Here is a 26,707-nt window from a genome sequence, read left to right on the forward strand (position 1 = left end):
TTATTAACCAATAGGATATCACATCGGACGGAGACTGTAAAAAATGGAGATCGAGGATTGGCTCGGTAGGGATAACCAACTGGGAATTGATATTTGGCAGAAGAAATACTGTCACAGCGGAGAGTCTTTCGATATGTGGCTCGACCGCGTTTCCGAAGGTAACAGGGACATCCGTAGGATGGTCGCGGAGAAGAAATTCCTGTTCGGCGGAAGGATACTAGCCAACCGCGGCCTTTATAAAACGGGCATAAAGGTGACTTATTCCAACTGTTACGTTCTGACGCCTCCCGAAGATTCCATCGAATCTATATTCGAGACGGCAGGAAAGCTCGCCCGAACGTTCAGCTACGGCGGGGGGGCGGGCATAGATCTCTCCAAGCTTGCACCCAGGGGTGCCAAGATTAACAACACCGCCTCCGAGACATCGGGGTCGGTGTCTTTCACGGACCTGTACTCCATGGTCACGGGCCTTATTGGCCAGCGCGGCCGCCGCGGGGCGCTCATGCTTTCGCTCTCATGCGAACATCCGGACATGGAGGAGTTCATGGGCGTGAAAACAGACCTCACCCGTGTAACGAAGGCCAATATGTCGATACGTATGACAGACGAGTTCATGCATGCGGTCAAAGACCACAAGACATACACACAGAAATTTACAAGGCCCGAAACGGGCGAGACCGTCAACAGCGACATCGATGCCAACGCATTCTTCAAAAAATTGTGCAACGCGAACTGGGACTACGGTGAGCCAGGATGCCTTTTCTGGGACCGTATATCTGATTGGAATCTGCTCAGCGAGTTCCCGGACTATTCGTATGCGGGAACCAATCCGTGCGCCGAAGAGCCATTGCCTGCCGGAGGAAGCTGCCTGCTGGGGAGCATAAACCTCGCCGCATTCATAAAAGAAGGGCTATTCATGGAGGACGAATTCAGGGAGGCCGTGGGCATATCGGTCCGTGGTCTGAACGAAGTTCTTGACGAAGGCCTTCCGTTGCATCCCCTTCAGGAACAGAGGGAGTCCGTCAGGGACTGGAGGCAGATCGGCCTGGGCATAATGGGGCTCGCCGACATGCTCATCAAGCTCAGGCTCAGGTACGGCTCCGAAGAGGCGGTCGAGTTCTGCGACAGGCTGGCGTTCGTAATGGCGGATGCCGCCATACGCGAATCGGCGATCATGGCCTCGGAAGACGGCATGTTCCCCAAGTGCGTGATCGAGCAGGTGCTCGCCTCGCCGTATTTCATGGAGAACACGACCCAGGAGACGAGGGACCTCGTCGCCATGTACGGGCTCAGGAACTCACAGCTGCTGACCATCGCCCCCACAGGGACGCTCTCCACGATGTTGGGCATATCCGGAGGGATAGAACCCATATTCGCCAACTATTATGAGCGCAGGACCGTGTCCCTTTCAAGCAAGGACGAGTACTATAGGGTATACACTCCCGTAGTGAAAGAGTTCATGGAGGAGCACGGCTACCGGGATGATTCCGAGCTTCCGGATTACTTCACAAACGCGCAGGTGATCGACTACAGGCAGCGCATAGACATGCAGGCGACCTGGCAGAAGCGTATCGATGCTTCGATAAGCTCAACGGTAAATCTGCACAAGGATTTTCCCGAGGCCGAAATAGAGGGCCTTTATCTATATGCCTGGAACAGAGGCTGCAAGGGCGTCACCGTCTTCAGGGACGGATGCAAGCGCGACAGCATACTCACTCCCAAAGAGGCCGAGGACAAGGAAAAGAGAGATAAAGAAGAGGCCGAGGCCGAGAAAAAGAGGCGCGGTTCGGTAGTCGAGGTCGCAGACAACGTTGTGGGCAAGAAGAGAAAGCTCATGACCGGGTGCGGCAGCCTGCACTGCACGGCGTTCTTCGACCCGGAGACGGGAGATCTCGTAGAAGCATATCTGAACAAAGGGTCCACGGGCGGATGCAACAATTTCATGATCGGGCTCTCCAGGATGATATCGCTCGCGGCAAGGAGCGGATGCGATGTTTACTCTATAGTGGACCAGCTGAAGAGCTGCGGTTCGTGCCCGTCTTACACGGTAAGGACGTTCACCAAGCACGATACGAGCAAAGGCTCCTGTTGCCCCATGGCGATAGGATACGCTCTCGTCGATATGTGGAAGGAGATGCAGATCGAAGTGAAGGGCGCCGACAACATACCCGCGGAGCCCATAAGGAAGATCATCAACCCCTGTCCGAAGTGCGGTTCCGAACTGGAGTTCCAGGGAGGGTGCAATGTATGCAAATCCTGTGGCTGGACCAAGTGTGATTAATACTGCGAAAACAATATTGTTCCGAGGGAGCAGCGATAAGACCTGTTCTATATCGCACCGTATAAATCCGTGCGCCTCAAATCGAGAACTCAGACAGGCCCGCGTTGAGCCTCAGCTCGCTCCCTCACTTTTCCACGGTTCAGAGGCGATGTTCTGTATCACCATGGCGATGCCCAGCCCTCCGACGGCTCCCGCCGCGAACCTCAGGCGGTCCAGATCATAACCTGTTGCCGTTCCGGCCGCCCACTCGGCCGCCATCACCGATAAGAGGACAAAACCCAGGTACATCGTTTTCCGGTCGGTGAACGGATATCTTCCCGCGGACCTGTATGTAAGTATGAGCCCGAGGGCGCATCCGACGAAGATCCCGATATCTCTGGCGCAGAAAGCGGTCTGCGACCCGTTTATCACAAAGCTCCTTTCCGTTTGCTGGTGACAGAACATGTCTCCGAGGGCGTAAATGAACTGTTCTGCGCTCCAACTATGGTCCATGACGCCTGTTGTGCCGTCAAGACCTGTAAATATCCCCGGCTGATGGATCAGAGGGACTGCAACGATAAGTGCCAGTATCGTAAATAGAAAAGCGGATATCATCAGCCCGGGAATGCCAGCCCTCATCGGCTAAGGATATCCGTTTGATATTAAAAAGTAATAATGGGTTTAGAGCGCGACGGACATACATGCGAAGAAGACGGTCATCGACAGCGGGAGCATCATCGAGAACCTGTACACAATATTCCTCACACCGTTTTTTCCTGTATGTGCGGCGGTCAGTATGGCCATCATTGCGCACAGTTCCACCAGATATATCGCGATCACCGCGGAAGTTCCCGTCATGTCCGCCGCCTCGGATATTTCGGACAATGGCCTCAGCATCGATACTGAAAGACCCAGCACCATAGGTGCAAAGATCGCGGCGGTAGCAGTCATCATGTCGAACATGCTTTTCAATTTGTTCGATATTCCTTTGTTCACGGTTTCCTGGTCCTGCATCTGTCTTCCCATCGATATTGCGAGCCGTCCTGCTTCCCGGACATCCCTCAGAGACGCATCGTATACCTCGCAATAAGTGTCGGCCGTAAGAGGAGATATGGTCCCGAGGGCGGACCGTATCGCTGAACGGACATCGCCCCTGCAGAGGGTCATTTCTTTTCTGAGAATGTCCGAAATGTCGAAAGTCTCTTTTCTGGCCTCCAACGCGCCTATCGCCGAGCTCTCGAAATTATCTCCGGATATCAGACGGTTCCCCAGTTCGAAGATGGAATCTTTAAGAAGCTTTTCCGTCTCGGCACGTTTCTTTTCCTTGACATGAGATGGATTCAGTAAAGCGAAGGTCAGAGCACCGGCAGGCACCGCCGCGAAGACCATCGTTTGAACCACGTCTCCCGTAATGTTCCAACCGACGATCCCCAACGGGACGGATACAAGCAGAGGCATTAGACATCTCCAGTCCCTGTCACCTTCTTCTGTTCCAAACGGGTTCTTCGCATTGATCGACAGTGTGACGCATAGAACACATGCAGGCACAATCACAAGAGTTGTTACGATCACAGGGGCCAATCCCAAAGATGCGCCGAACATGCCGCCTATCTGCAGTATCGGAAGTATGGACATCATGATCATGGGGACCATGATGCCCAGGCCGAAGATCATCATGCAGGGGTTCGAAAGCGAAGAGCTGTACGCTTCTCCCGTTTCCTTCAGCCCGGCGAGCGAGATGTCGGTCGCATCCTTTAAAATCCTTGTTTTCTCGGAACCAGAAGACATCTCGGAGGCCGCCATAAGCATGTGGACCGAACGTCTGAAGGTCGCCAGTTCCTTGGGCAGCTGGGCCATGAGATCGTTCAAACCTGACCTGATGTCCGGGGCAACCCTGGTGTCCGTGTCTTGGACGATGCCGGAGAACAGCTTCTTTGTATTGTCGGGACCTTCCGCCGCCACATCTCTGACGGCCGAGTCCAAAGACCCTCCGGATTCGATGACGACCGACATCATCCCGACCGCTCTCGGCCCCTCGCCCATCAGCGGTCTGAAGTCTGTTTTTTTGGATTTCAATTCATTCGCCCCCCTCTGCCCTGCGGACCTTTGCCTCAAAGGACCCGATCAGAATACCAGAGTCCTTGTTTGAGTTCCTGGATATGTGGTCGTTCGCCACGATTATCCATTCGGGCCCGAGGAACCTGTCGTCCTGAGCACCCTTCTCTGCCAGCAGCTTCCTGATACCGGACCTTGCGCGGATATCGTTCAGGATTTCTTTCCTGTCCATACCGCAGGAGGAGGATATCCTTTTCATCATGGGGGACGAGAACAGCCCTTCTGCATCGGAGACGTCTACAAACTCCCCTGCCCTTTCGCCGGTAGCTACGATTTCGTTGAGCATCCTCTTCTGGTTGCCCGCCCGCCTGTCCCTGAGAGAACCCAATGTTACCAGGATGTCGGTGGCCATGAAGGCTTCGGGGGCGATGCCCATGTCGTGCACCACACGATTATAGACGGATTTTGCAGAATCCCCGTGAATTGTGCCCATTATCGAACTTCCGGCACGTCCGGTCCTCATGCTCTGATAGAGTGTTTTCGCCTCCTCGCCTCTGACCTCGCCCAGGATGATGGCCGATTCCCCCATCCTGAGAGATACTCTCAGAGCTTCGTCTGCACGGGAAAGATTGTCCCCGTCCATTTTTTCGTTTATGAGCATAGACTGGACCTTGTAACCCATCTTCCTCATACTTTCGCCCGGGAGCTCTATCGTGTCCTCGATGGTCAGTATCCTCTGGGCCATAGGGAACTCGAACATCAGCGCCGTCAGGAGCGAGCTTTTTCCTGCACCTCTTGCTCCGCATATCAGGAATGTGCAACGGTTATCGACCAGAAACGACAGCAGCCCCGCCGTTTCGTGGTCGATCGTACCGTTTGCTATAAGCCTTGTAAGAGTCCACGGCCTGGTGGAATGTTTCCTGATCGATACCGCATCCCCGTTGGGACTCATGGGATACCCGATCACGGTAGCCCTTGCGTCACGGCCCTTCATGTCCGTCTCCAGGACAGGCTCCGACTCGCAGAACGGAAGGCCGCTGTCCCTTTTGAGCACGCTTATCAGGTTCATCACCTCCTTGCGGTCCACCATCAGGTTCGTCCTGCAACGCAAATTAGAGTTGATGCCGGACACTCCGCTCATCGTCACATGTATGCGGTTCTTATCGCACGGTGCATCGATGTATATGTCCTCCAACCTCGGGTCCGATAGCAGGATGTCGAATATTCCCAGCCCGACCGTGTATCTGTGAACGGTCTCGCAGAGGCCGTCGATGACCTTGTCGAGATCGATGCAGTTGCTTCCGTAGACGGCCTCGATCGTATCCGAAAGTTCCATTATCCTTCCGCGGGACTCGCTCAGGACGCTCTGCCTGTCCATTCTCCCCCCTCTTTTCCTGTATGAATCGCGGATGCCGTCGATAGCCTTGGACACGACCGCGTTTATAGAATCTGCCGAAGTGTACTCGTCCGGTGCGAGATTATATTCGGTCTCGCCTTCAGAGGAGGTACCGATGATGACGCCGGCGCCCGGAAGCCTGTATTCCGAGATGATGTCCAATTCGTCTGCCGAGCCGATCAGCCAGCAGTCCGCGTATGTGGGCTTCACCCTCATATTGGATGCCGCGATCTTGCCAATATCGGCTACAAGGCCTGCTGTGTTAGACTCCAGTCTCACCGGTGCTCCGTACCGTGGGACCGGGCCGTTGGTTTTTTCAGCCTTTTCTTCAGCGCCGCCGAAAACCCCCGACGTTCCATAATCTTTCATGGGTCTGCCGCTCCATATCCTCGGCATGCTTCAGACCCCCTTGCCGCCGGCCATGGCGGAAGTTCTTTTGGAGATTTCAGAAACAGAGAGCTCGGCCTGATCCAAGGCCCTGTATGTTTTCTGGATACAGACATCGCAGACATTGTTGGCGGCCCTGAACGACATCAGCTTCCCGCGGGCCCCCGAGAAGTCCGGAGTAGGAAAGCTGTTCCATGCTATGCCGACGATCCTATCGTATGAGTAATGACACGACCTGCACCTATGCGTTCTATCGTTATCGATAGATGAGGCGGACCTATCGATGAAAGACAGTTTGCACAGTATTTCGACGGCGGGCCCGGATATCTCCATATCTCTGCCCGTTCTGAGGCGGATCCGCGCTACGCAACCGTTATCGGATATGTTTGATACGATACATCTTATGCATTCCGCACTGCCCGCATCCGGTATCTTTCTGCAGCCCCTGCAATCTATGCTGAGCACATCTCCGTCGATCTCGGACATTGCCGCACCGTTCTTTCTGTTCTTTTTTTTCGGGGATTTTTGTTCCATGGCCATTTGACCGACGGATCGGGGTATTAAAATGGAAAATTACAGTTAGCATTCAGAACATGTCCGAGGGATAAGTTATAAAGGATAGGCTTACCTAGTGTCCGCTATGGAAATTTTGGCTCCCGCAGGTTCCCCCGAGGGGTTGGTCGCTGCGATCAAAGGCGGATGCAACGCCGTATATCTAGGTGGTAAATCGTATGGAGCCAGAGCTTTCACGGACAACTTCACCGACCAGCAGATAGAGGGCGCAGTTATGTACGCGCATGACCACGGCGTCAAAGTATATGTCACCGTTAACACGCTCATAAAGGACTCGGAGATGGACGATGCGCTCTCGTTCGTGAGGTTCCTGTCGGACATCGATGCGGACGCGGTCTTGGTCCAGGACCTGGGACTTCTGAAGCAATTAAGCAAGGTGGACATACCCAAGCACGCTTCGACACAGATGGGGATCCATTCGAGAGCTGGCCTGGAATGGTGCGCCTCGAATGGAATAGACAGGGCGATACTCGCACGCGAGCTCACTTTGGAGGAGATAAGAAAAATCGTCAAGGATTCGCCCGTGGAGACCGAGGTCTTTGTCCAGGGCGCATTGTGCTACTGCGTGTCCGGCGGCTGTCTCTTCTCAAGCATTATCGGCGGCAGGAGCGGCAACCGCGGACAATGCGCCCAGCCGTGCAGAAAGAAATACAAGCTCGGAGCCAGGAACGAGTACATAATGAGCTGCGCCGATATTTACGGGCTCAATTATATTCCCATGCTGAAGGAGATCGGTATCACCTCGGCGAAGATCGAAGGCAGGATGCGGAGCCCGGCATACGCATATCTTGCTTCGAAGGTCTACTCGATGAAGGAGAACGGAGAGGACAACAAGACGATAGCCGCCACCTCGGGGTTGCTGCATACGATATTCAACCGCGGTATATGCGACGGGTATTTCGGCGGGGTCATCTCGCCGGTGCAATCCTTATATCCCGACAATAGAGGATATTACCTGGGGACGGCAGACATCATAGACCGCTCCTTCCTGCAGTCTGACCTCAGCGAGGTCCTGAACACAAGGGACGGGATATCCATATTCAAGGGCGATGAAAAGATCGGCGGATTCAAGGTCGGCGAGACCAAGAAGGTGACGGCCCCTTTCAAAGTGCCCAACGGAAAGTACCAGATATACAGGACCTACGACCCCCGCATAGACGAGGTGAAGAACCTGATCGGGGCAGTTCCCGTTTTCACCGGAAAGACAAAGCGCAACGAACCCAAACGCAGGTCGATACCCGAAAGGGTCCACAGGAAGGAGACCAAGCCCGAGATTTCGTTCTATGTGAACTCGATAAGGAACCTTGAGGCTGTCGCAGACCACGCAGACAGGGTCTATTTTGAACTGGGCGACAGCATAGAGGAGGCCAGGGAGATATGCAGGGCGGGGAAGATAGAGTGCGTAACTCTGCTCCCGAGGTTCGACCCCACCGATATCGCCCTGGAAGACACACACGTGATGGTCAACACCGTAGGCCAATTGTATGCCAACAGGAGGTCGCCGGAGATCTATGGCAGCACGTTCATGAATTTTTTCAACTCGTACTATCCGCTGACAGTCAATCAGACCACTCTTTCAATGGAGCTTTCAAAGAACGAGATCCGCAATATCACCGAATATTACAGCGGCCTAGTGGAAGTAATGGTGTTCGGGCGACAAGAGCTCATGGTCACGCGCGACCCGGCCATGGGAAACGGGATAATGGAAGACGAAAAAGAATTCCAGTTCCCCGTATACAAGGACGGCAACGGGATGTCGCATCTGCTCAATTCATCGGACCTCATGCTTCTTGAACAGTTGCCGGAGCTTCAGAAGATGGGAGTGGACTCTTTCGGAATCGACCTGAGGAAGCGCCCTGCCCAGCTGGCGAAACTGGTGGCCGAGGCATATGCAAAACGCGACATATCGAAGAAGTCGAAGATCTCCGAGATGTGCGGCTCCGTTACGTACGGCCACTACCAGCGCGGGGTCAATTAATTTAACTGTAACTTCAGGCTTATTTCATCACATAGACCGACCCCGGTCATATGAGGATGAACAGAAAAGGGGATATCGGTTTCATGGAGGCCATGGCGGCCGCCATGACGGTAACTTTGGTCCTTACGGCGTTCATAGGTGCAACTGCGATATACGCCTTGGAGACCGATGTCGAGAACAGGGCCCTTGACATCGATTCCCTTGCCGGCGGCATACGTATCGCGGACGGCAGGATCGAAGGGGACCTTCAGGGCGAGCTGCAATCACAGATGGATCTCAGGGGTATCAGAGGCGCCTCGGTAATGTGCACTTCGGTGCCCGATTCTGCAGGAGAACCCAGGTTCGAAGGCCGATTGTATTTCAGCGCCGGCACGTTCGAAGGCACGATGTCCACGGAAAGGAGGATCTGTTCCGTCGACCATGCCGGAGGAACGGCATTGGTAAATCTGGAGGTCAGAACATGGGCCTGAAAAACAAAAAGGGATTCACCGCGACGGTGGATGCCATGATATTCATTGTCATGATGACGATCGCATTTTCAGCGATGTTCTCTCTTTTGGAAACGTCCGAAAAAAGCGAATTCCAGGGCGCATCCGACATATTGCCTCTGCTTCTCGAGTCCGACGTGGAGATACAGATAGAGGAGGACTGCGGTCCGGTCACGGTCAAAATGTGCGAAGCGCTGGTATACGGAATGTACACTGACTGCGATGCCGCCCGGGCGGCGGAGGAGATACTCGATTCGCATTTTCTGAGGGAAGGGGCGTACGTCCTCACGGTCCAGCACAACGGGATGTCCTATACCGTGGGGTCCGGGGCCGGAACGCCGGGCTCTTCTTTTTCTCAGAAGATCACCGGGGATAATTTCACAGCAGTGTACATTCTGACAGTGTATTGATCATGCTCCGTACTTCTCCGTCCTGTTCGCAAGGTCCATGCATATGGGCACGATATCGAAACCTCTTATGCGGCCGATCGATCCCATCGCGCAACCGGACTCGCTGAATTCGGTCGCCGAGTCTACGACGATGCCCGGAGTGTATATCGTGATGGGGACCGGGTCTCCGCTGTGGTCCATAAGGCTGCATGGTGTGCTGTGGTCGGCAGTGAACACGATGACCAGGTCCTTCGGGAAGTTGTCGCGTATGTATCCGGCCATATCATCGAGTCTCTGGATTATCTCGCACTTCAGTTTGGCGTTTCCATCGTGACCGCAGACGTCGGGGGCTTTGCAGTTCATCAGTATGAAGTCATATTTTTTCAGAGCTTCGAGCGCAAACTTCGCTTTCAGTGTGAAATCCGAATCTGTTCCCCCGGTGCACTTTGGCGGAACGTCGAGAACATCCAGTCCGCAAACGCCGCAGATGCCTTTTATCATGCCGACGCCGGCAACACATGCGGAACGCATGTCGTGGATCTCCGGAAACGGCTCGATGTTGGGGAAAGAACCTCCGCCTCTGGGAAGGAGAACGTTTGCAGGGGGAAGCCCCTCCGCTACTCTTCTCTTGTTGACGGGATGGTCTTTGAGGACCTCGTAGCTCATCGTCACGAACTTGTTTACAACACCCGCGGTGAAAACCGCCCCGGAGCATTTAGGTTTGGATTCGAGCACCTTTGCAAGGTCATGAGGGTCAGGGTCCGATACTTCCGGGGAAAGCCCAGGTCCCCTCAGGAGCAAAGCGGCGCGGTGTTCCGTGCCCTCCTTCACAATGGCCTGCACCCCGTCTATGGTCAGGCCCTGCAGGGACTTGACCAGCTCGGTGGTATCGGGCTCCTTGATCCTTCCGGCCCTGCGGTCTATGATGTTCATGTCATCGTCTACGGTGGCGAAGTTACATCTGAAGGCTATGTCGCCCTTCTTGCTTATGAGCCCGATCCCGGCGGCCTCGAAGGGCCCCCTGCCGGTGTAGACTTCGCGCGGATCGTATCCGAGTATCGATAGGTGGGCCGTATCGCTCCCGGGCCTGACGCCGGGAGCTATGGTGTCGCATATGCCGGACATCCCGTTCTTTGCGAACCAGTCGAAATTAGGTGTTTTCGTGGCCTGCAGAGGGGTGAGCCAATCGAGCTCCCCGTTCCCGCGGTCACCGAGCCCGTCCATCACTATCAGCAATATCTTCTTTTTCTGAGCGGACATGGGATCACTCCAGTTTTTTGAGAAGCCATGCCATGTTCTCGCCGAGAGCCTTCATTGTAGCCACGCCTTCGGCATCGTTCTCGTAGTCCCCGGGAGCTCTGGCAAGGCTCATGTTCCAGTAAGTGGAACCGGGGATCACCATCTCGTTGATCAGGAAAAAGTGATTTATGCTGTCAAAAGCGTGTATTGCACCGGCTCTTCTGACGGCAATGACCGCGGCCCCGACCTTTCTTCTGAGAGGGTTGCCGTCTTTTGTCTTGCAAGAGTAACCGATTCTGTCCATGAGGATCTTCGCCTCCGGGCTCAGGTCGGCGTAATATGTGGGCGAACCTATGATCACTCCGTCGGAAGACACCATCTTCTGGGAGAACTCGTTTAGCGGATCGTCGTCTTGGACACATCTGCCGTCCAGGTTCTTTTTGCATCTTCCGCAGGCGTGGCATGTGTGCATGTCCACTCCTCCGACCTGCACGAACTCGGTCTCGATGCCGTTCTCTTCAAGGACGGACAATACCGACATTAACATGTGCGCTGTGTTCCCATTCTTACGGGGGCTGCAATTGAATGCTGTGACTTTCATTTGGACGTCCTGCTTTTCGCAATCGGGAGAAGCGCTTTATCTTTTAATAAATGACCCATCGACGGGCTCGTCACGTATATGTAGGGGAATTATAATCCGTAGCTATGCCCATAGCCAAGCTGAACGGGGTAAGGTTCTCCTACTCCGTAACGGGGTCGGGAGACCCCTTGGTCCTCCTTGCGGGATTCGGCAGCAGCATGGATTTCTGGAAAGATGTGATACCCGAGGCTTCCGAACGCTTTACGGTCGTCACGGTCGACAACAGGGGGTCCGGTGCTACAGAATATGACGGCCCGTTCACCATAAACGACATGGCCGAGGACGTCGCCGAACTCCTGAAAAAGCTGTCTTTTGAAAAAGCCCACGTCCTTGGATGGTCCATGGGGTCCCAGATAGCGCAGTCCCTCGCGATCGGCTACCCTGAACGCGTTTCCACGCTGGCACTTGTTTCTTCATATCTCCGGAGGCCGGAGCGTTCCTCTTTCATGCTCAACGGTATGATCGAGGCCATAAGGGATGGGATGCCGCTGAAATACCTCAGTGTTCCGTTGAAGGCCATGTGCTTCCCCGAAAGGTATTTCATCGTCAAGAAAAGGACGGCTGCGGAGGATTTCGGATACAGCGTCGACGGCTTGGCCGACCAGATAAAAGCGGTGGACCTTTATTCGACGGAAGACAACGCACATATGATCATGGCGCCGACCCTTTCGATACATGGTTCAGAAGACTATATGGTGCCGCCGGAGTTCGGCGATGCGCTGGCGGACAGGATACGGGACTGCACCATGATAAGACTTAGAGGCGAAGGCCACAACATCATGCCTTCCAAGTACGTGGAAAGTTATTTTTCCTTCGCGATGTCTCACGGAAGGTAACCGTCGGACCTGATGAGTCTAGCTTCCTCTACTTTGGAAGCGATCGTATCCCTGATATTTTTCGTGCATGGCCAGGAATCATCCATGTAATCGACGAGCTCCAAGATATCAGCGTTCTCGTTGACTATGGCCAGATATACGCGGCTCATGAAGGTGGAAACAAGATAGGGGAACTCCCTGCATATTTCCGGGCGGTCCTTCCAGACGGTGCATCCTTTGTCTTTGCTCAGGAATGCGCATGGGTTCGTCTTAAGGAGCATTATCTTCCCGTCCCCGGCGACCGCCGCATATCTAGACATGAATTCTCCGAGCGGGACCCTGGCCGCGGAAGATATCCTATCGACCTCTTCGGGGAGGATCGTTATCCGTTTTTGGTGGCAACATTTGCCGCATTCTTGGCATGGGAAAGAGGCATTGTACTGCTCACAGATGCCATATGCAAGGTCAAGATCCTTCTTCATCATCTCAGATATCTCTGCAAGTCCCTGAAGAACGTAACGTCCCCTGTATACAGCCATTCAAAAGCCCCTCAGATGTGTGCGAATCCCAGGATGAACCCCACCATGGAGAGCAGAAGCCCCGCCGCCGCGGCCACCATCAGGACCTTCTCCTTGTCGGGCTTCACAATGCGGACCGCATTGATCGCGTAACCGCCGATAAGCAGTCCGACCGCTCCGAGAGCTATCCCGGCGAAAGCCGTAAAAAACGCCAGAACAATGGATAGCGCACCACATGCCAGAACAGCACATGCCAGCACATTCACGTTGCGTTTCTTTGCGGCCTTGAACGGCATGTCCATGCGCCAGTCGCAGTTTTCGCAGAACAATGTGTCTTCTTGATTATCGGTTCCGCATTTCGGACAGATCATAAACACTGCCATTTTCTTCCTGGATTTAACCCTATCGGAACAGGAGAATTTAGGGGCCCAGACCGTCGGGTTTTATGAAATTGCACTCGGAACGGCTCCTTACGGTCCCGAAACGGGTCCTGTCGGTAACGGTTTCAAGACATCCTCTGACAAAAATGGAAAATCGCGAAGCGATCTCTTCCGGCGTCCTGTAACGGTACGATATCCCGTTTCTGACAGTGTCGCCCTCGGATGCCCGCATGTCGTCGGGCGAGAACGATCTGATATACAGCCTCCCTCCCGGACGGAGTATGCGGAAACATTCGGACGCGAACTTCTCAAGTCCGTCGTCGTCCAGGTGCTCCGTGACGTGAACGGCGTATATCCCGTCGAAAGTCCCGTCTGAAAACGGCATTTCCGTACAGTCGGAAACGATGAACCGTGCGCTGTCGCCCAGGCGTTCCTCGCATGAACTAACCGCACCGGGGGAGAAATCTATGCCTGTGACATCGAAACCCATTTCCATAAGTGCCGTGGACGTCTTTCCGTTCCCGCATCCCACGTCCAAAACAGAGCTGCCTGCGGAAAGGCCCAGGTCCGGTACCTTAGATGCCCCCCTCCATGCTCTCGGCTGCCTGCGGTACAGCTCGTCCCAAGCTTTCCTGTCCCCTTCCATACTGGCAGTGCAACGGGCTCGCTCAATATAAATAAAGGGATTCGATAAGGAAACGCAGTGGACTACCATGTTCTGGAACTCCGAGATAGAATGTTTGCCCAGGGAAGAATTGAGGAAACTGCAGTACAGCAGTATTAAGTCCCTCATATCGAAGCTCTATTCTTCCAACGCATTTTACAAGCACAAGATGGATTCCGTAAATGTAAAACCGGACGATATCAGATCCCTATCCGACATTTCCAAGCTTCCCTTCATGACCAAACAGGAATTCAGGGACAACTATCCGACCAAGATGTTCTCTGTTCCGAACACGGACATCGTAAGATACCACGTCTCTTCCGGTACCACCGGTAAGCCCACGCTCGTCGGATATACGAGGAACGACCTCGATTATTGGACAGATGCGCTTGCACGCTCGCTGACGTCCATAGGGGTCGGCGAGGACGATACCCTGCAAGTCTCCTATGGGTATGGGCTGTTCACGGGAGGGCTGGGACTCCACTACGGTGCCGAGAGGGTCGGGGCCTCCGTGCTCCCTGCCAGCACCGGAAGCACCGAGCGCCAGCTCGAGCTGATGCAGGACCTGGAGGTCACTGTGATCGCATGTACCCCCTCGTACTTCATACACATGATGGACGTGGCCAAGGAGATAGGGATAGATTTCCTGAGGGACACCAAACTGAGGAAGGCGGTCCTCGGGGCCGAACCTTGGAGCGAAGGGATCAGAAAACGCATCGAGGAATCTTCCGGCATCAGAGCCTACGACATTTACGGAACGTCCGAGCTGGCCGGTCCGATGTTCACCGAATGCGAGGAGCGCAACGGCATCCACATATGCGGAGACATGGCCTATATGGAGACCATCGACCCGGACAGCGGCGAATCTCTGGAATCCGGAGAGAGAGGGGAACTCGTCATCACCATGCTGAAGAAAGAAGCATTCCCGCTCGTAAGGTACAGGATCCGCGACCTCTCCGCGGTTTATGACGACGTATGTGCATGCGGCAGGAGCTCCCCCCGCATCGCCAGGATATCAGGGAGGTCGGACGATATGCTTATCGTCCGCGGCATCAACGTATTCCCATCCCAGATCGAGTACGCGCTCATGCAGGTCCCGCAGGTGGGCAACCAATATATGATCCTGCTCACCAGGGACGGCGCTTTGGATAACATGGTTGTACAGGTCGAGATAAATCCGGAATCTTTCAGCGACAAGGTCGAAGACATGATTTCCCTGCGCTCCCACATAGAGAGCGAACTTAAAAAATACCTCAACCTTGCTGTACACGTGGAGCTCAAGGCCCCGGGAGAGCTACCGAGGTTCGACGGTAAAGCGTCGAGAGTGAAAGACAAGAGGTCGTTATAATGCCAGAAGAGAACGTGATCATTCAGCTTTCAATTTTTGTGAACAACGAGCCGGGACGTCTGGCCGCGATAGCCAGGACGCTAAAGGAGAGCAACGTTAACATGAAGGCGTTCAACCTTGCGGAGTCCGCCGAGTTCGGGATACTGCGCGCAATCGTCGACGATCCCGAGGAGTCGTTCGAGAAGATAAAACAGAAAGGCATAATCGTCAAAAAGACCCAGGTGATAGGAATAGTCATCAATGATGCGCCCGGTTCTCTTTTCGATGCCGCCGATGTCTGCGGCCGCGAGGGAATAAACATCGAATACGGATACGCATATGCAGGAAAGAAACTCTCTGCGTTCTTCATCCGTGTCGACGACCCCCACAGGGCCGTAGCGGCACTCAAAAAAGCAGGCATAGCCCTCGTGAAAGGAACGGATATCTGATGAGCAACCTCAATGTCGCTGTACTGGGCGCCAAGGATGTCGCAGGGGATATCGGGAAGAAAGGCACAGTTACCGATATCACGTTTTTCGAACTCAAGAAAGGGAATGATTCCGTCACGTTGCTGGAGCCTTCGAAATATCCGGAGAAGATGTCTTCGATATTCTACACGGTCGAGATGGCCGAATTCGCAATACTGGTCGTCGATAAGATAGATTCGTTCCTCGGCGAGACCATATTGATGGCGGATTGCGTCGGAATATCCAAAGGATGGATCGTACTCAGAAATTACATTCAGCCCGAGCAGCTGAAACCGCTGATTGCCGGAACATGCATGGAAAATTACGAATTCAAGGAGCTTGAGCCAATAACGATGAGGGACGAGCTCCTTAAGCTGGTGGCCGAGCAGAACAGGAAGCCGGGGGACGGTACAAGCGGTTCCTGCCCGGTGGACAGCCATTTCAACGTCAAGGGGGTTGGGACGGTCGTTCTCGGATCCGTCGCCGAAGGACACTTCCGAAAGCACGACAAGATGACCCTCCTGCCGCTCAAGCGGGAAGTGGTCCTGAAATCGATCCAGAAGCATGATATAGACGCAGATGACGCCGTGAAAGGCGACCACGTAGGACTCGCGCTCAGGGGCATAGAGTCCGACGATCTCGACAGGGGATTTGTGCTCACAACCGACCGCGAAGTGACGATGACGCGTAAGTTCACCGGTAAAGTAGAAATGGTGAAGTATTGGAAGAATCCGCTGAAGGACGGGATGGTCATGCATCTGGGACATTGGATGCAGATGGTCCCATGCGTTGTATCCGTCTCGGGAGAAGAAGTCACTCTCAACATGGAGTCCGATCTGATCTACAAGCCCGGCGACAAGGCGGTGCTGATGTATTTGGAAGGCGGGAAGCTCAGGGTCGCAGGTACCGTGACCCTCTGATGCCGTTTTCAAGCCTGGAGACCTAAAGCTATAAGTCGTAGCTCAATATTCGGGAAATAACGTGCTAGTCGATAGCACGGAGCGTGTATCGCATGGCATACTGGAACAAAGAATTGGAAACCAAGCCGAAAGAAGAATTACAGAAGATGCAGCTGGCTCTGTTGAGGAACGAGCTGCGGACAATGTACGATTCCTCCAAGTTCATACACGACAAGATGAAGTCTGTCGGTCTTCTCCCCGAGGATATCGACAGTTTCGAGAAATTCAGAAATGTCCCCTTCATGAAAAAGACGGACCTGAGGGACAATTACCCGGACAACCTGTTCGTTAAACCCTATCACGAGCTTGTGAGGCTTCACGTTTCCTCCGGTACGACCGGGAATCCCACCGTCGTGGGATATACGCAGAACGACCTTGACAACTGGGCCGAATCGCTGGACAGGGGAATGACGTCCTTCGGCATGTCCAGGGACGATATTCTTCAGAACTTCCATGGATACGGCCTATTCACCGGGGGCCTCGGAGTCCATTACGCTGCAGAGAGGATGGGCGTGACCGTCCTCCCGATAAGCACCGGGAATACCGAAAGGCAGATCAAGATGATGCAGGACCTCCCCATCACCTCTTTCGCGGGAACGCCCTCTTACATGTTCCATATCGCCGATGTATGCGACCAGAAAGGCATCGACATCAGGAGGGATACGAAGGTCCGCTATGCAATTGCAGGCGGCGAGCCCTGGTCGGAGAGCATGAGGCACAAGCTTCAGGAAAGGACCGGGATAAAGGTCCATAACTGCTACGGTGCCAGCGAGTTCTATGGGCCCATGTTCCTGGAATGCGACAAACAGGACGGATTGCATGTATGGGCCGATCTTGCGTACGTCGAGGTGCTCGATAAGAACGGCGATCAGTGCGCCGACGGGGAGAGGGGAGAGCTCGTCGTGACAATGCTCAAGAAAGAGGCGTTCCCGCTTATCCGTTACAAGATCGGTGATATTTCCTCGCTTACGTGGGAGAAGTGCGGTTGCGGACGTACACACCCGAGACTGATGCGCATATCCGGACGTACGGACGATATGCTCATCGTCCGCGGAGTGAATGTTTTCCCGTCGCAGATCGAGGGCGTGATCGGCGAGTTCGCGTTCCTGACACCTTTCTATAAGATAACGCTCACGAACGAGAATTTCATGGACAGCATGACGGTCGATGTCGAGATCAGTGAAGACTCCCTGACCGAGGATACGGTATCCATAGACAAGATGGCCCGCTCTGTGGAGTCGCGCCTGAAAGATGTCCTGAACATCAAGGCGACCGTCCATCTTACGCTGCCGGGCTCCCTCGAAAGGTTCGAGGGGAAGTCCTGCCACGTGAAGGACCTGCGCAGATACGATTGATCATCCCGTGATGCGGTTGATGAAGTCCCTCATCTTCTCGGTATAAAGGGGGCGGTTTATCTCGTCCTTGTCCGCGTACGGGACGGCGAAGGACGATAAATACGTCATATGATAGTATTCGCACATATCCAGCATCCCGCTTACCGCGTAAGATGCGACATATTCGTCGTCGCCCATGGTCATTGCCAGGGCGACCCTCTTGCCGTCGAGGGAGTCGTACATGCAATGCAGGCGTTCCAAAAACGCTTTGGTGCATGCGGTAAACTGCCACATATAGATCGGACTGGCTATTATCAGCAGCTCGGAATCGTCAACGATATGGAATATGGGCTGCATGTCGTCCACTATGGTGCACTTGCCTTCGTTGCCTTTTTTCTGACAGACGCCGCAGTTGCTGCATCCGCGGATGTCCTTGTCAAAAAGGGTTACGACATCAACATCGCATCCTGCGTTTTTCAGCCCGGCGCTGAGATTCTTGATAAGTTCCGAAGTATAGCCGTTGCTTCTAGGTGTCCCGCTTAATATGGCGATCTTCATCTTACGCCTCGGTTCCTGGAAGCAGGTACAACAAGATAACCGTTTGCCGGGTCACTCGACGCTCAGGACTTTTCCTTCCCTCGATACCGTGTATACTTTCAGAGGAATGTTCTTGCCGCTGATTTTGAGCGCTTCCCTCACCGCGCGGGTCATGCTCCCGCAGCAGGGAACTTCCATCCTCACCAAGGTCACGGAACGGATATCGTTGCTTCTGAATATCTCGGAGAGCTTCTCGCTGTAGTCGGTTGAGTCCAGCTTGGGGCATCCGACGATCGTGATACGCCCTTTTATGAACTTCTCGTGGAAATTCTTCACTGCGAAAGCGGTGCAGTCGGCCGCTATCAGGAGGTCCCTTCCTTCGAACCAAGGAGCTTTCACCGGGACGAGCTTGATCTGTATCGGCCACTGGGATAATTCCCCCTCGGCCGTGGAGTTGCCGCCGATGGAGATCACCGAGGGCACATCCGAACAGCTGCACGGGACGTTCTGGATACCGGGGTTCTCGACGAAGGCCGGAGCCTCCCTCACTTCGAACGATATCGCATCTTGGGGGCACGCCGGCAGACAGTTTCCAAGTCCGTCGCAGTAGTCCTCGCGTACCAACTTGGCTTTGCCGTCTACGAGCGCCAATGCCCCCTCTTGGCATGCATCGATGCACAGTCCGCAGCCGTTGCACCTTTCTTCGTCGATCTTGATCATCTGTCTCTTCATACGGAGTAATCGACGGCACAGTATACATACCGCAAGTATTCGTTCGGAAACCATTCAGAGAAAGTGCGGGGGATGGGATTCGAACCCATGAACCGCTAAGGACAGGATCCTAAGTCCTGCGCCGTTGACCAGCTTGGCAACCCCCGCTCAGCCGAAGTATGTAGGACTTGTTTTTATTATTTATGACTCAAGTAAGCTATTTTAATAAAACGGTAGCAATACACAGCAACACAAGAGGATGAAAATGTCGGATATATTGGCAAAAGATGGAAAGCAGCTCCTTCTCGGGAACGAGGCCATCACCAGGGGCCTGTTCGAGGCGGGGGTAAAGTGCTCGTCGACATACCCGGGCACGCCTTCCTCCGAGGTCGGGAACCTGTTGGAGACGGAGGCTGAAAGAGGAGGGATGTACTTCGAATTCTCCACGAACGAAAAGACGGCCATGGAGGTCGCGGCAGCGGCGGCATCTTCCGGAGTCCGTTCATTCGTATTCATGAAACATGTGGGACTGAACGTGGCCGCAGATCCCATGATGACGTTGGCTTATTCCGGCGTAAGGGCGGGCATGCTGATCATGACGGCCGACGACCCGTCATGCCACAGTTCTCAGAACGAGCAGGACAACAGGTACTACGCAACACTGTCGTTGCTTCCGATGGTCGAGCCGTCAACGCCGGCCGAGGCCAAGGACATGATATCGGCGGCCTACGATATATCGGAGGCCGTTGAGCTTCCGGTCATATTCCGTACGACCACGAGGATGAACCACGCCCGCGGCCCCGTGGAGCTTGGACCTATCAGGGAAACGGTCGCAAAAGGACATTTCGTGAAGGACGACCCTAAGTTCGTGAACATACCTGCATATTCCAAGCCCAACAGAGTAAGGTTGCTCGAGAAGCAGAAAAAAGCTATGGAGCTTTCCGAAAGATCCCCCCTTAATTTCATAGAGGGAGAAGGTGACGTAGGGGTCATCACGTCCGGCGTCTCTTACACCTACGTCAAAGAGTTCGTATCCGGGGTCTCGGTGCTGAAGCTGGGATTCACCGCGCCCCTTCCCGAGAAAAAGATGGCGGACTTCGTCAGAGGAAAGAAGGCAGTAATCGTCGTTGAAGAACTGGAGCCCTATCTTGAGGACGCCGTCCTCCGAATCTCGGCCCAGAACGGCCTTGCAGTTCCCATTTACGGGAAAAGAAGCGGTAACTTCCCTCGGCAGTGGGAGTACTCGCCCGACGTTCTTTCGGGCATAGCGACCCTTGTCAAGGTTAAGGATTTCAGAAAACCTCTGCCGAAGGCCGACATATCTTTGCCGGGCAGGCCTCCGACCCTATGCGCAGGGTGTCCCCACCGCGGCACCTTCGCCGCGACCAAACGGGCAGTAGGCAACAGGGAGGTGGTTTATTGCTCGGACATCGGATGCTACACCCTGGGTTCCCAGGCTCCGTTCCACGCTGCCGATTTCATCATCTGCATGGGCGGAGGAGCAGGGGCCGCAGGAGGGTTCGCCCAGTCTACGGACCAGATGCCGATTGCGTTCATAGGGGACTCTACGTTCTTCCATTCGGGAGTTCAACCCCTCATGTCCGCCCTTTTCAACGACCACAAGATCAAAATGATAATAATGGACAACCGTACGACGGCGATGACCGGCCACCAGCCCAACCCAGGCACGGGGAGGGACTTCGGAGGCATCAAGACGGATCCGATAGACATCGAGAACCTGGTGAAGGGCATAGGCGTCAAATTCGTGAAGACCGTGGACCCGTATGATGTGAAGGCCATGCAGAAGACGGTCAAGGAGGCCATTGAATTCGACGGGGTAGCGGTTGTAATCGCTAAATGCGCCTGTCCGCTCGAGCTCAAGAAGCAGAAGATGCTCGTAAGCAAGAGATGCGAGATCGACCAGAGCAAGTGCATCAGATGTTACACATGTCTGAAGACGATAGCATGTCCGGCGCTTTTCAAGGGCAAAGACGGCTCCGTCAACGTAGACGATGTTCAATGTATCGGATGCGGAATGTGCGCCAACGTATGTCCAAAAAGCGCGTTGGAGGTGAAGCAATGAAATATACCGTACAGATCGTCGGCGTCGGAGGCCAGGGTGTTCTTTTGGCCTCTATGGTGCTCGGAAATGCGGCCATGAAGGAAGGATATGACGTGGCTATGAGCGAGATCCACGGCATGGCGCAGAGAGGCGGCAGCGTACTATCTACGGTCAGGTTCGGAAACGGCATTGCAAGTCCTCTTGAACCTATAGGGGGCGCGGACCTGTTGATGGGCTTCGAACCTGCAGAGACCTGCAGAAACTTGGTCCTGTGCAACAAGGATACGGCCATACTGATGAATATGGAGCCTATCTTTCCGTCGTCTGTCGCGGCGGGTTTTGATATCTATCCGGACGTAGAGGAAATTGTAGAGGCCGTGAGGAAGATAACGCCGAGGCTGATAACCATCAATGCCACGGACCTCGCAGTGAAGGCGGGAAAGGCCGTGGCCGCCAACGCGGTGATGATAGGCGCCGTAGCCGCGGCCGACGGATTCCCCATCGGGAGAGATATCTTGCTTGACGCCCTTCTGGAGACCGTTCCCGAAAGGTTCGCAGACATCAACAGGAAAGCCTTCGACCTCGGGTACGAATACTATAATTCGAAAGGGAAAGCTTGAGCGGACCGCTCAAAAACCAATTAAAATCAGGAACCGGGCCCGGGGGAGGACTCCGGGCCGTTCCTGCTACTTTTATTTAAACCGTCATTCCGGCGGAAGCGGTACCGCTCGGTCCGTCGCCTACCTTGGTCTCGGACAGGCCGACCTTATTGCTCTCCTCGGCTAAAGCCTCGGCGATATGGTCCGCCTTTTTCATAACATACTCTTCGATGCCCTCGTTTACCGCATCGAAAGCCTGCTGTATCGTCATATCGGGGAACAATTCGACTATCCTGTCGTTCTCGACAGCAACCGTGCTGGGGCAGACGGACCTCAGGGCCCTCAGGCCCTCTCCGGCCACAAGGCCTCTTCCTTCCATGGACAAAGGCCTGATGGCTATGGCCATTGTGATCATGTTCAGCCCCTGTGCTATTTCCGCAACTACGGCTGCAGCACCTGAACCGGTGCCGCCGCCCATTCCCGCGATGATTATTGCAATATCATGCCCCTTAAGAGCATCCCTGATTTCTTCGGCATGAATCCTGGCGCACTTCTTTCCCAGAATTGCGTCGCCTCGGGTGCCTATTCCCTTGGTCACATCTTTGCAGATAAAGATCCTCACGTCGGCATGGGCGTCCTCAAGCGCCGCCCTGTCCGTGTTCACAGCGATAACGTCTACCGGCCTAAGATCATCGTAGAATCTTCCTGCCGCATTGCATCCGGCGCCACCGACACCGATTACCGCGATGCGGGGCTCCACGTATACCTCGCCATCGCCCGTCCCGATCGTAACCATTTCGTGCATCCCCCATCTTTAAACCGTTTGACCAAGCACACCCGGCGGACTCGTCCCATCCCTCCGCCGGGGCGCTCGATATCCCATCCCTTTTCTCTTCACTTCAATTTCGAGGTATATTGCGCGGTCTTGAAAGCGTTCACCGCGGATTCCTTTTCGGTTTCCTCGGTGATCAGCTTCTTCAGAACACACGTTCTGACATACTCTTCCTCGCTAAGGCATATTCCTTGTTTCTTAAGCAAGGATAAGGCTATCAGCTGTACCTCGGGAAAGCGGACGAAGATCCCGCTTTCCTCCGCACGCCCGTCGATGTCGGTTGCGTCTCCGACGACGAACGCACGGACCGCAGCGCGTATGAAATTGGACCTCGTTCCGACCTCGGGGTGCTCAGCCACATAGTCATCCATCAATTGGATCTCCTCGGGTCCCATCCTGAGCGTGACCTTTGTGTCGTCAGTCATCCATTCCACCTCACTGCAGAGCCTGTAGAGTCCCATCCCTTCTAGCTCTACGATAACATGTATGACAGGATATTTAAAACTGTCGGACATTGTCTTACTTTGTCCGACAAGAACACAATACGCCGAAGACAGGGCCTTTAAGATCCCCACCAGGCTATGGCTCGATCGACAGAATACTATTTAATCAGTGTGCACTTCATATCGCCAGTATCGGGTAGTAATTATGGCGCGCGACTATACTGATGTGGAAACAAAATGGCAGGCTAAGTGGTCGGCCGCCGGAATCAACGTGGCCTCTCGCGACGAAAGGCCCAAATTCATGATAATATTCGCGTATCCCGGGGTGACCGGATACTTACATGTAGGGCATCTCCGCGGCTACACGTATGCCGATGCCATAGGCAGATACAAGAGAATCCTCGGCTACAACGTAATGTTCCCTGTAGGAACGCACGCCACAGGCAACGGCGCCATCAGCCTTGCGAAAAGGATAAAACGTAAAGATCAGGACATCATCAAATACATGAAGGACAACGGTTGCACAGACGGGCAGCTCAAGGAACTCAACGACCCGATGTCCGTCGTGGATTTCTTCAATAATGTATATGTGAACGACTACTGGAAAAGGTTTGGTTTCCTGGCCGATTGGCGCAGATTCACATGCACCCTGTATCCCGATTACGGAATGTTCATCAAATGGCAGTTCAGAAAGCTCATGGAAGCGGGACTGCTGATCCAGAAACCATATTACGCTCCATTTTGTCCGAATTGCGGCCCCGTAGCCATCGATGCATCGGAAACGGACATCTCCAAGGGCGGCAACGCAGAGACTCAGGAATACACTCTCCTGAAGTTCGACTTCGGAGAGATGAAACTTGTCGCGGCCACACTAAGGCCCGAGACGGTCTACGGTCAGGTCTGCTTCTGGATCAACCCTGACACGGAATACGTCAAAATCACGCACAACGGCGAGACATGGGTCGTATCCAAAACCGCTGCAGACAAGCTCGCCATGCAATTCGACGATATCCAGGTAATCGGTACGATAAGAGGTCGCGACATGATAGGATGGACCTGTAAGGCGCCTGTTGTCGGACGCATTATTTTCATTCTTCCGGCCGCATTCTGTGACCCGGAAGTGGGCACGGGGATGGTCACGTCCGTACCTTCCGACTCGCCCGATGACTGGATCAACCTGAAACATATCAAGGATCACCCGAATGATTACGCGAAATACGGTCTCGACGAGAAGATCGTCTCCTCGATCAATCCGATATCCATAATAAAAATCGAAGGATACGGGGACATGCCGGCAAAAGACGTCATTGAATCCATGGGCATCACGGGCCCTGACGATCCGAGGCTCGAAGAAGCCAAGAAGCAGGTCTACAAGGACGGCTTCCATGCAGGCCGTATGAGGGAGACCTGCGGCCCCTATGCCGGAATGCGGGTCGACGAGGCCAAAGACAAGATCAAGCAGGCGATGATCGACTCCGGCGATGCCGAAATATTCTATGACCTCTCGGAAGAGGTCGTATGCAGGTGCGGCGAGACCGTACACGTCAAAAGGGTAGACGACCAGTGGTTCATCGACTATGGCAATCAGGAGCTTACAAGGAAGACGTCCGAGCATTGCAGGGACATGGACATCTATCCTCCGGAATACTACGCCAACGTCCACGGCGTACTGGACTGGTTCAGGGAGCGCGCTTGTGTAAGACAGGGAAACTGGCTCGGTACGAGGTTCCCGTTCGACGATAAGTGGATCATCGAAGCCATCTCCGATTCTACATTATATCCCGCATACTACATCATCTCAGTCTATGCCAACAATGGCAACATCAAACCGGAGAACATGACGGAGAAGTTCTTCGATCATGTTATGCTCGGCAGGGGTGACGCAAAGGAGGTCGCCGCCGAGACGGGGATCAGTGTTTCTCTGCTCGGCAACATCCGCGAGGATGTGAAATACTGGTATCCTCTGGACGTCAACCTCGGAGGAAAGGAACATATGACGGTCCATTTCCCCGTCTTCCTGTTCAATCATATGGCGATACTGCCTGAGGACATGCAGCCCAAAGGAATAATCGTCAACTGGTACATTACAGGTAAGAAGTCCAAGATATCGAAATCCAAGGGGGGCGCCCAGCCCATTCCTGGAGCGGTGGAGGCCTTCGGCGTGGATGCCATGCGCCTCTATTATTCGCACGTCGCATCGATGTTCGTCGATGTGGAGTGGAACGAAGAGATGGTGGCATCCTATAAACAGAGGCTCGACCGTATATTTTCCTTCACGGAAGACCTGATACAGATGTCCGGCAATACGTCGGACATCGACAGATGGCTGCACTCGAGGTTCCATGCCCATGTGGCCGGCATACGTGGCTCTATGGAAAGGTACGACCTCAGGCAGTTGGCCACCGCCGCATATTATGAAATGTTCAACGACCTTAAGTGGTACGTCAGACGCGGCGGTTCGGACAAGACCGTCATAAACGATGCGCTGAGAATATGGATCCAGAGCATGATGCCGATAACTCCGCACATGGCAGAGGAGCTTTGGGAAATGTCCGGATTCGAAGGTTTCGTTTCCGATTCGCTATATCCGGAATCCGGCGGGACCGACCCTTCGGCCGAGTACGGCGAGGACCTGATACGTTCCACCATATCGGACGTGGCACAGATAAGGAAGGTAGCATCCATAGAAGCCACCAAGATCTACATCTACACCGCAGCGTCCTGGAAGAGAAAGATCTACTCTATAGCCGCCGATATTTTAGAATCGGGCAACGGACTCACCATTCCGGGCCTGACGAAAGAATCCATGGCGGACCCGGAGATAAGGAACAACGGAAAGGCGGCATCGGAGCTCGCCAAGAAGGTCGCCACGGAGATGGTAAGGGAATCTCCCGCAAAACTGCATCTTTATTCCGACTCGGACGAACATGCGGTCCTCTCGGAAGCATCCAGGTTCATGAGCGAGGAGATAGGGATACCGGTCATTGTGCTGAGCGCGGATGACGGCACGAAATACGACCCCAGGGGAAAATCATCCGTGGCGGTGCCCGGAAGGCCCGCCATATATCTGGAATGATCATTTCCATCTGGCGAACATTTCGTTGTCGATTCCGGCCGAATCCATGGCCTTTCCCACAACGAAATCGACGATTTCATCCACAGTTTTGGGGTTGGAGTAAAATCCCGGGTTAGCGTCCAGTATGACAGCTCCGCAACGGGCGAGTTTCAGCTCGTTCTCTAGCATTATCTGGCTCTTCGGAGTTTCCCTGATCAGCAGAACAAGCCTGCCGTTTTCCTTTATGCGGACGCTGGCAGCCCTGGATATCAATGTGTCCGCTATGCCGTTCGCGAACTTCCCGACAGAAGATTCGCTGCAGGGAGCGACGAAAAGGCAATCGTATCTGTAGCTTCCAGAAGAAGGCGGAGCAAAAAGATCGTCGTCTTCGTAGACCTCGTTCGCCAGGCCGTAAACTTCGTCGATGGACATCCCGGCCTCCGAGGGGATTATCTTCTTTGCGGTCTTTGAAACTATCAGCATCGTCTCGCCGGGAAGATTCTGAAGCAAACGGATGCCATAAATGCTACCGGATGCGCCAGTGATCGCGACTGCGAATTTCATGCCTGCCGATGTACGCGGAAGATATAATACCTGAC

26 protein-coding genes and 1 tRNA gene are annotated in these 26,707 nt (G+C 54.1%); 12 read left to right on the forward strand and 15 right to left on the reverse strand.

The window, feature by feature from the left end; all coding sequences use genetic code 11:
• The first annotated feature begins 43 nt into the window (after positions 1-43).
• Positions 44-2,281, forward strand: a complete 2,238-nt coding sequence (locus tag VB016_04825; GenBank protein MEA4977854.1) for an adenosylcobalamin-dependent ribonucleoside-diphosphate reductase — start codon at positions 44-46, stop codon at positions 2,279-2,281.
• Positions 2,282-2,392: 111 nt separating this feature from the next.
• On the opposite strand, the gene VB016_04830 is transcribed toward VB016_04825, so the two are convergent.
• The 4 genes from VB016_04830 to VB016_04845 are packed head-to-tail and all read right to left on the reverse strand — an operon-like array spanning position 2,393 to position 6,632.
• Positions 2,393-2,899, reverse strand: a complete 507-nt coding sequence (locus VB016_04830; protein ID MEA4977855.1) for a DUF2085 domain-containing protein — start codon at positions 2,897-2,899, stop codon at positions 2,393-2,395.
• Between the two features lie 42 nt (positions 2,900-2,941).
• Positions 2,942-4,336 carry a hypothetical protein gene (locus VB016_04835; protein MEA4977856.1) on the reverse strand — a complete coding sequence of 465 codons (1,395 nt, stop codon included), beginning with the start codon at positions 4,334-4,336 and terminating at the stop codon, positions 2,942-2,944.
• Position 4,337: 1 nt separating this feature from the next.
• A complete protein-coding gene (locus VB016_04840) occupies positions 4,338-6,107 on the reverse strand; it encodes a type II/IV secretion system ATPase subunit (protein MEA4977857.1) in 1,770 nt (589 codons plus the stop codon).
• 3 nt (positions 6,108-6,110) lie between these two features.
• Positions 6,111-6,632, reverse strand: a complete 522-nt coding sequence (locus tag VB016_04845; GenBank protein MEA4977858.1) for a hypothetical protein — start codon at positions 6,630-6,632, stop codon at positions 6,111-6,113.
• Positions 6,633-6,738: 106 nt separating this feature from the next.
• Between VB016_04845 and VB016_04850 the strand changes: the two genes are divergently transcribed.
• Genes VB016_04850 through VB016_04860 form a run of 3 tightly spaced genes read left to right on the forward strand, consistent with a single transcriptional unit; the run spans position 6,739 to position 9,547 of the window.
• Complete coding sequence (locus VB016_04850) at positions 6,739-8,649, forward strand: U32 family peptidase (protein MEA4977859.1); 1,911 nt, start codon at positions 6,739-6,741, stop codon at positions 8,647-8,649.
• A gap of 50 nt (positions 8,650-8,699) precedes the next feature.
• Positions 8,700-9,119 (forward strand): hypothetical protein, encoded by a 420-nt coding sequence (locus tag VB016_04855; protein ID MEA4977860.1) that lies wholly within the window; start codon positions 8,700-8,702, stop codon positions 9,117-9,119.
• Positions 9,110-9,547 (forward strand): hypothetical protein, encoded by a 438-nt coding sequence (locus VB016_04860; GenBank protein ID MEA4977861.1) that lies wholly within the window; start codon positions 9,110-9,112, stop codon positions 9,545-9,547. Before VB016_04855 ends, VB016_04860 begins: the two co-directional genes overlap by 10 nt.
• Here VB016_04860 and VB016_04865 read toward each other — a convergent pair whose 3' ends face one another.
• Both VB016_04865 and VB016_04870 read right to left on the reverse strand, forming a co-directional pair.
• Positions 9,548-10,786 carry a 2,3-bisphosphoglycerate-independent phosphoglycerate mutase gene (locus VB016_04865; protein ID MEA4977862.1) on the reverse strand — a complete coding sequence of 413 codons (1,239 nt, stop codon included), beginning with the start codon at positions 10,784-10,786 and terminating at the stop codon, positions 9,548-9,550.
• A 4-nt stretch (positions 10,787-10,790) separates the two neighbouring features.
• Positions 10,791-11,366: a flavodoxin family protein gene (locus VB016_04870; protein MEA4977863.1), complete on the reverse strand. Its 576-nt coding sequence runs from the start codon at positions 11,364-11,366 to the stop codon at positions 10,791-10,793.
• A 104-nt stretch (positions 11,367-11,470) separates the two neighbouring features.
• Between VB016_04870 and VB016_04875 the strand changes: the two genes are divergently transcribed.
• Entirely contained in the window at positions 11,471-12,241 is a 771-nt protein-coding gene (locus tag VB016_04875) for an alpha/beta hydrolase (protein ID MEA4977864.1), read from the forward strand.
• On the opposite strand, the gene VB016_04880 is transcribed toward VB016_04875, so the two are convergent.
• The 3 genes from VB016_04880 to VB016_04890 are packed head-to-tail and all read right to left on the reverse strand — an operon-like array spanning position 12,229 to position 13,764.
• Positions 12,229-12,759, reverse strand: a complete 531-nt coding sequence (locus VB016_04880) for a YkgJ family cysteine cluster protein (GenBank protein ID MEA4977865.1) — start codon at positions 12,757-12,759, stop codon at positions 12,229-12,231. The two genes, VB016_04875 and VB016_04880, sit on opposite strands and share 13 nt — an antisense overlap.
• 11 nt (positions 12,760-12,770) lie before the next feature.
• Positions 12,771-13,109 carry a zinc ribbon domain-containing protein gene (locus VB016_04885; protein MEA4977866.1) on the reverse strand — a complete coding sequence of 113 codons (339 nt, stop codon included), beginning with the start codon at positions 13,107-13,109 and terminating at the stop codon, positions 12,771-12,773.
• Between the two features lie 49 nt (positions 13,110-13,158).
• Complete coding sequence (locus tag VB016_04890; protein MEA4977867.1) at positions 13,159-13,764, reverse strand: class I SAM-dependent methyltransferase; 606 nt, start codon at positions 13,762-13,764, stop codon at positions 13,159-13,161.
• Positions 13,765-13,831: 67 nt separating this feature from the next.
• Between VB016_04890 and VB016_04895 the strand changes: the two genes are divergently transcribed.
• From VB016_04895 to VB016_04910, 4 genes are all read left to right on the forward strand, one after another.
• A complete protein-coding gene (locus tag VB016_04895; protein ID MEA4977868.1) occupies positions 13,832-15,130 on the forward strand; it encodes a phenylacetate--CoA ligase in 1,299 nt (432 codons plus the stop codon).
• Positions 15,130-15,558, forward strand: coding sequence for an amino acid-binding protein (locus VB016_04900; protein ID MEA4977869.1), 429 nt, complete (start codon positions 15,130-15,132; stop codon positions 15,556-15,558). The genes VB016_04895 and VB016_04900 overlap by 1 nt, the downstream gene beginning before the upstream one ends.
• The gene (locus tag VB016_04905) at positions 15,558-16,496 is read left to right on the forward strand and encodes an EF-Tu/IF-2/RF-3 family GTPase (protein ID MEA4977870.1); all 939 of its coding nucleotides are present in this window, start codon (positions 15,558-15,560) and stop codon (positions 16,494-16,496) included. Before VB016_04900 ends, VB016_04905 begins: the two co-directional genes overlap by 1 nt.
• 92 nt (positions 16,497-16,588) lie before the next feature.
• A complete protein-coding gene (locus VB016_04910) occupies positions 16,589-17,890 on the forward strand; it encodes a phenylacetate--CoA ligase (GenBank protein ID MEA4977871.1) in 1,302 nt (433 codons plus the stop codon).
• On the opposite strand, the gene VB016_04915 is transcribed toward VB016_04910, so the two are convergent.
• From VB016_04915 to VB016_04925, 3 genes are all read right to left on the reverse strand, one after another.
• Positions 17,891-18,427, reverse strand: a complete 537-nt coding sequence (locus VB016_04915) for a flavodoxin family protein (GenBank protein MEA4977872.1) — start codon at positions 18,425-18,427, stop codon at positions 17,891-17,893.
• A 51-nt stretch (positions 18,428-18,478) separates the two neighbouring features.
• On the reverse strand, positions 18,479-19,138 hold the full coding sequence (locus tag VB016_04920; protein MEA4977873.1) for a 4Fe-4S binding protein: 660 nt from the start codon (positions 19,136-19,138) through the stop codon (positions 18,479-18,481).
• A 64-nt stretch (positions 19,139-19,202) separates the two neighbouring features.
• Positions 19,203-19,285, reverse strand: a tRNA-Leu gene (locus tag VB016_04925).
• Positions 19,286-19,376: 91 nt separating this feature from the next.
• On the opposite strand from VB016_04925, the gene iorA reads away from it, so the two are divergent.
• Positions 19,377-21,200: an indolepyruvate ferredoxin oxidoreductase subunit alpha gene (gene iorA, locus VB016_04930; GenBank protein ID MEA4977874.1), complete on the forward strand. Its 1,824-nt coding sequence runs from the start codon at positions 19,377-19,379 to the stop codon at positions 21,198-21,200.
• The gene (locus tag VB016_04935; GenBank protein MEA4977875.1) at positions 21,197-21,799 is read left to right on the forward strand and encodes an indolepyruvate oxidoreductase subunit beta; all 603 of its coding nucleotides are present in this window, start codon (positions 21,197-21,199) and stop codon (positions 21,797-21,799) included. Before iorA ends, VB016_04935 begins: the two co-directional genes overlap by 4 nt.
• 76 nt (positions 21,800-21,875) lie before the next feature.
• Here VB016_04935 and VB016_04940 read toward each other — a convergent pair whose 3' ends face one another.
• Together VB016_04940 and VB016_04945 are read right to left on the reverse strand one after the other, a co-directional pair.
• Positions 21,876-22,574: a cell division protein FtsZ gene (locus VB016_04940; protein MEA4977876.1), complete on the reverse strand. Its 699-nt coding sequence runs from the start codon at positions 22,572-22,574 to the stop codon at positions 21,876-21,878.
• Positions 22,575-22,672: 98 nt separating this feature from the next.
• On the reverse strand, positions 22,673-23,125 hold the full coding sequence (locus tag VB016_04945; protein ID MEA4977877.1) for a hypothetical protein: 453 nt from the start codon (positions 23,123-23,125) through the stop codon (positions 22,673-22,675).
• Positions 23,126-23,258: 133 nt separating this feature from the next.
• Here VB016_04945 and leuS point away from each other — a divergent pair, with 133 nt between their 5' ends.
• On the forward strand, positions 23,259-26,129 hold the full coding sequence (leuS, locus tag VB016_04950) for a leucine--tRNA ligase (protein ID MEA4977878.1): 2,871 nt from the start codon (positions 23,259-23,261) through the stop codon (positions 26,127-26,129).
• Here the strand turns inward: leuS and VB016_04955 are convergent, their stop codons facing one another.
• Positions 26,130-26,672 (reverse strand): UbiX family flavin prenyltransferase, encoded by a 543-nt coding sequence (locus tag VB016_04955; GenBank protein ID MEA4977879.1) that lies wholly within the window; start codon positions 26,670-26,672, stop codon positions 26,130-26,132.
• Positions 26,673-26,707 lie beyond the last annotated feature (35 nt).

It is taken from the genome of Methanomassiliicoccaceae archaeon, from assembly GCA_034928305.1.
In the GTDB taxonomy this organism is placed as follows: Archaea; Thermoplasmatota; Thermoplasmata; order Methanomassiliicoccales; family Methanomethylophilaceae; genus VadinCA11.

Excerpts from the sequence above, each read along its gene's own strand:
- VB016_04825 (MEA4977854.1), top strand. The coding sequence starts at position 44 with ATGGAGATCGAGGATTGGCTCGGTAGGGATAACCAACTGGGAATTGAT.
- VB016_04830 (MEA4977855.1), bottom strand. The coding sequence starts at position 2,899 with ATGAGGGCTGGCATTCCCGGGCTGATGATATCCGCTTTTCTATTTACG.
- VB016_04840 (MEA4977857.1), bottom strand. The coding sequence starts at position 6,107 with ATGCCGAGGATATGGAGCGGCAGACCCATGAAAGATTATGGAACGTCG.
- VB016_04845 (MEA4977858.1), bottom strand. The coding sequence starts at position 6,632 with ATGGAACAAAAATCCCCGAAAAAAAAGAACAGAAAGAACGGTGCGGCA.
- VB016_04850 (MEA4977859.1), top strand. The coding sequence starts at position 6,739 with ATGGAAATTTTGGCTCCCGCAGGTTCCCCCGAGGGGTTGGTCGCTGCG.
- VB016_04855 (MEA4977860.1), top strand. The coding sequence starts at position 8,700 with ATGAGGATGAACAGAAAAGGGGATATCGGTTTCATGGAGGCCATGGCG.
- VB016_04860 (MEA4977861.1), top strand. The coding sequence starts at position 9,110 with ATGGGCCTGAAAAACAAAAAGGGATTCACCGCGACGGTGGATGCCATG.
- VB016_04865 (MEA4977862.1), bottom strand. The coding sequence starts at position 10,786 with ATGTCCGCTCAGAAAAAGAAGATATTGCTGATAGTGATGGACGGGCTC.
- VB016_04870 (MEA4977863.1), bottom strand. The coding sequence starts at position 11,366 with ATGAAAGTCACAGCATTCAATTGCAGCCCCCGTAAGAATGGGAACACA.
- VB016_04875 (MEA4977864.1), top strand. The coding sequence starts at position 11,471 with ATGCCCATAGCCAAGCTGAACGGGGTAAGGTTCTCCTACTCCGTAACG.
- VB016_04880 (MEA4977865.1), bottom strand. The coding sequence starts at position 12,759 with ATGGCTGTATACAGGGGACGTTACGTTCTTCAGGGACTTGCAGAGATA.
- VB016_04885 (MEA4977866.1), bottom strand. The coding sequence starts at position 13,109 with ATGATCTGTCCGAAATGCGGAACCGATAATCAAGAAGACACATTGTTC.
- VB016_04890 (MEA4977867.1), bottom strand. The coding sequence starts at position 13,764 with ATGGAAGGGGACAGGAAAGCTTGGGACGAGCTGTACCGCAGGCAGCCG.
- VB016_04895 (MEA4977868.1), top strand. The coding sequence starts at position 13,832 with ATGTTCTGGAACTCCGAGATAGAATGTTTGCCCAGGGAAGAATTGAGG.
- VB016_04900 (MEA4977869.1), top strand. The coding sequence starts at position 15,130 with ATGCCAGAAGAGAACGTGATCATTCAGCTTTCAATTTTTGTGAACAAC.
- VB016_04905 (MEA4977870.1), top strand. The coding sequence starts at position 15,558 with ATGAGCAACCTCAATGTCGCTGTACTGGGCGCCAAGGATGTCGCAGGG.
- VB016_04910 (MEA4977871.1), top strand. The coding sequence starts at position 16,589 with ATGGCATACTGGAACAAAGAATTGGAAACCAAGCCGAAAGAAGAATTA.
- VB016_04915 (MEA4977872.1), bottom strand. The coding sequence starts at position 18,427 with ATGAAGATCGCCATATTAAGCGGGACACCTAGAAGCAACGGCTATACT.
- VB016_04920 (MEA4977873.1), bottom strand. The coding sequence starts at position 19,138 with ATGAAGAGACAGATGATCAAGATCGACGAAGAAAGGTGCAACGGCTGC.
- iorA (MEA4977874.1), top strand. The coding sequence starts at position 19,377 with ATGAAAATGTCGGATATATTGGCAAAAGATGGAAAGCAGCTCCTTCTC.
- VB016_04935 (MEA4977875.1), top strand. The coding sequence starts at position 21,197 with ATGAAATATACCGTACAGATCGTCGGCGTCGGAGGCCAGGGTGTTCTT.
- VB016_04940 (MEA4977876.1), bottom strand. The coding sequence starts at position 22,574 with ATGGTTACGATCGGGACGGGCGATGGCGAGGTATACGTGGAGCCCCGC.
- VB016_04945 (MEA4977877.1), bottom strand. The coding sequence starts at position 23,125 with ATGTCCGACAGTTTTAAATATCCTGTCATACATGTTATCGTAGAGCTA.
- leuS (MEA4977878.1), top strand. The coding sequence starts at position 23,259 with ATGGCGCGCGACTATACTGATGTGGAAACAAAATGGCAGGCTAAGTGG.
- VB016_04955 (MEA4977879.1), bottom strand. The coding sequence starts at position 26,672 with ATGAAATTCGCAGTCGCGATCACTGGCGCATCCGGTAGCATTTATGGC.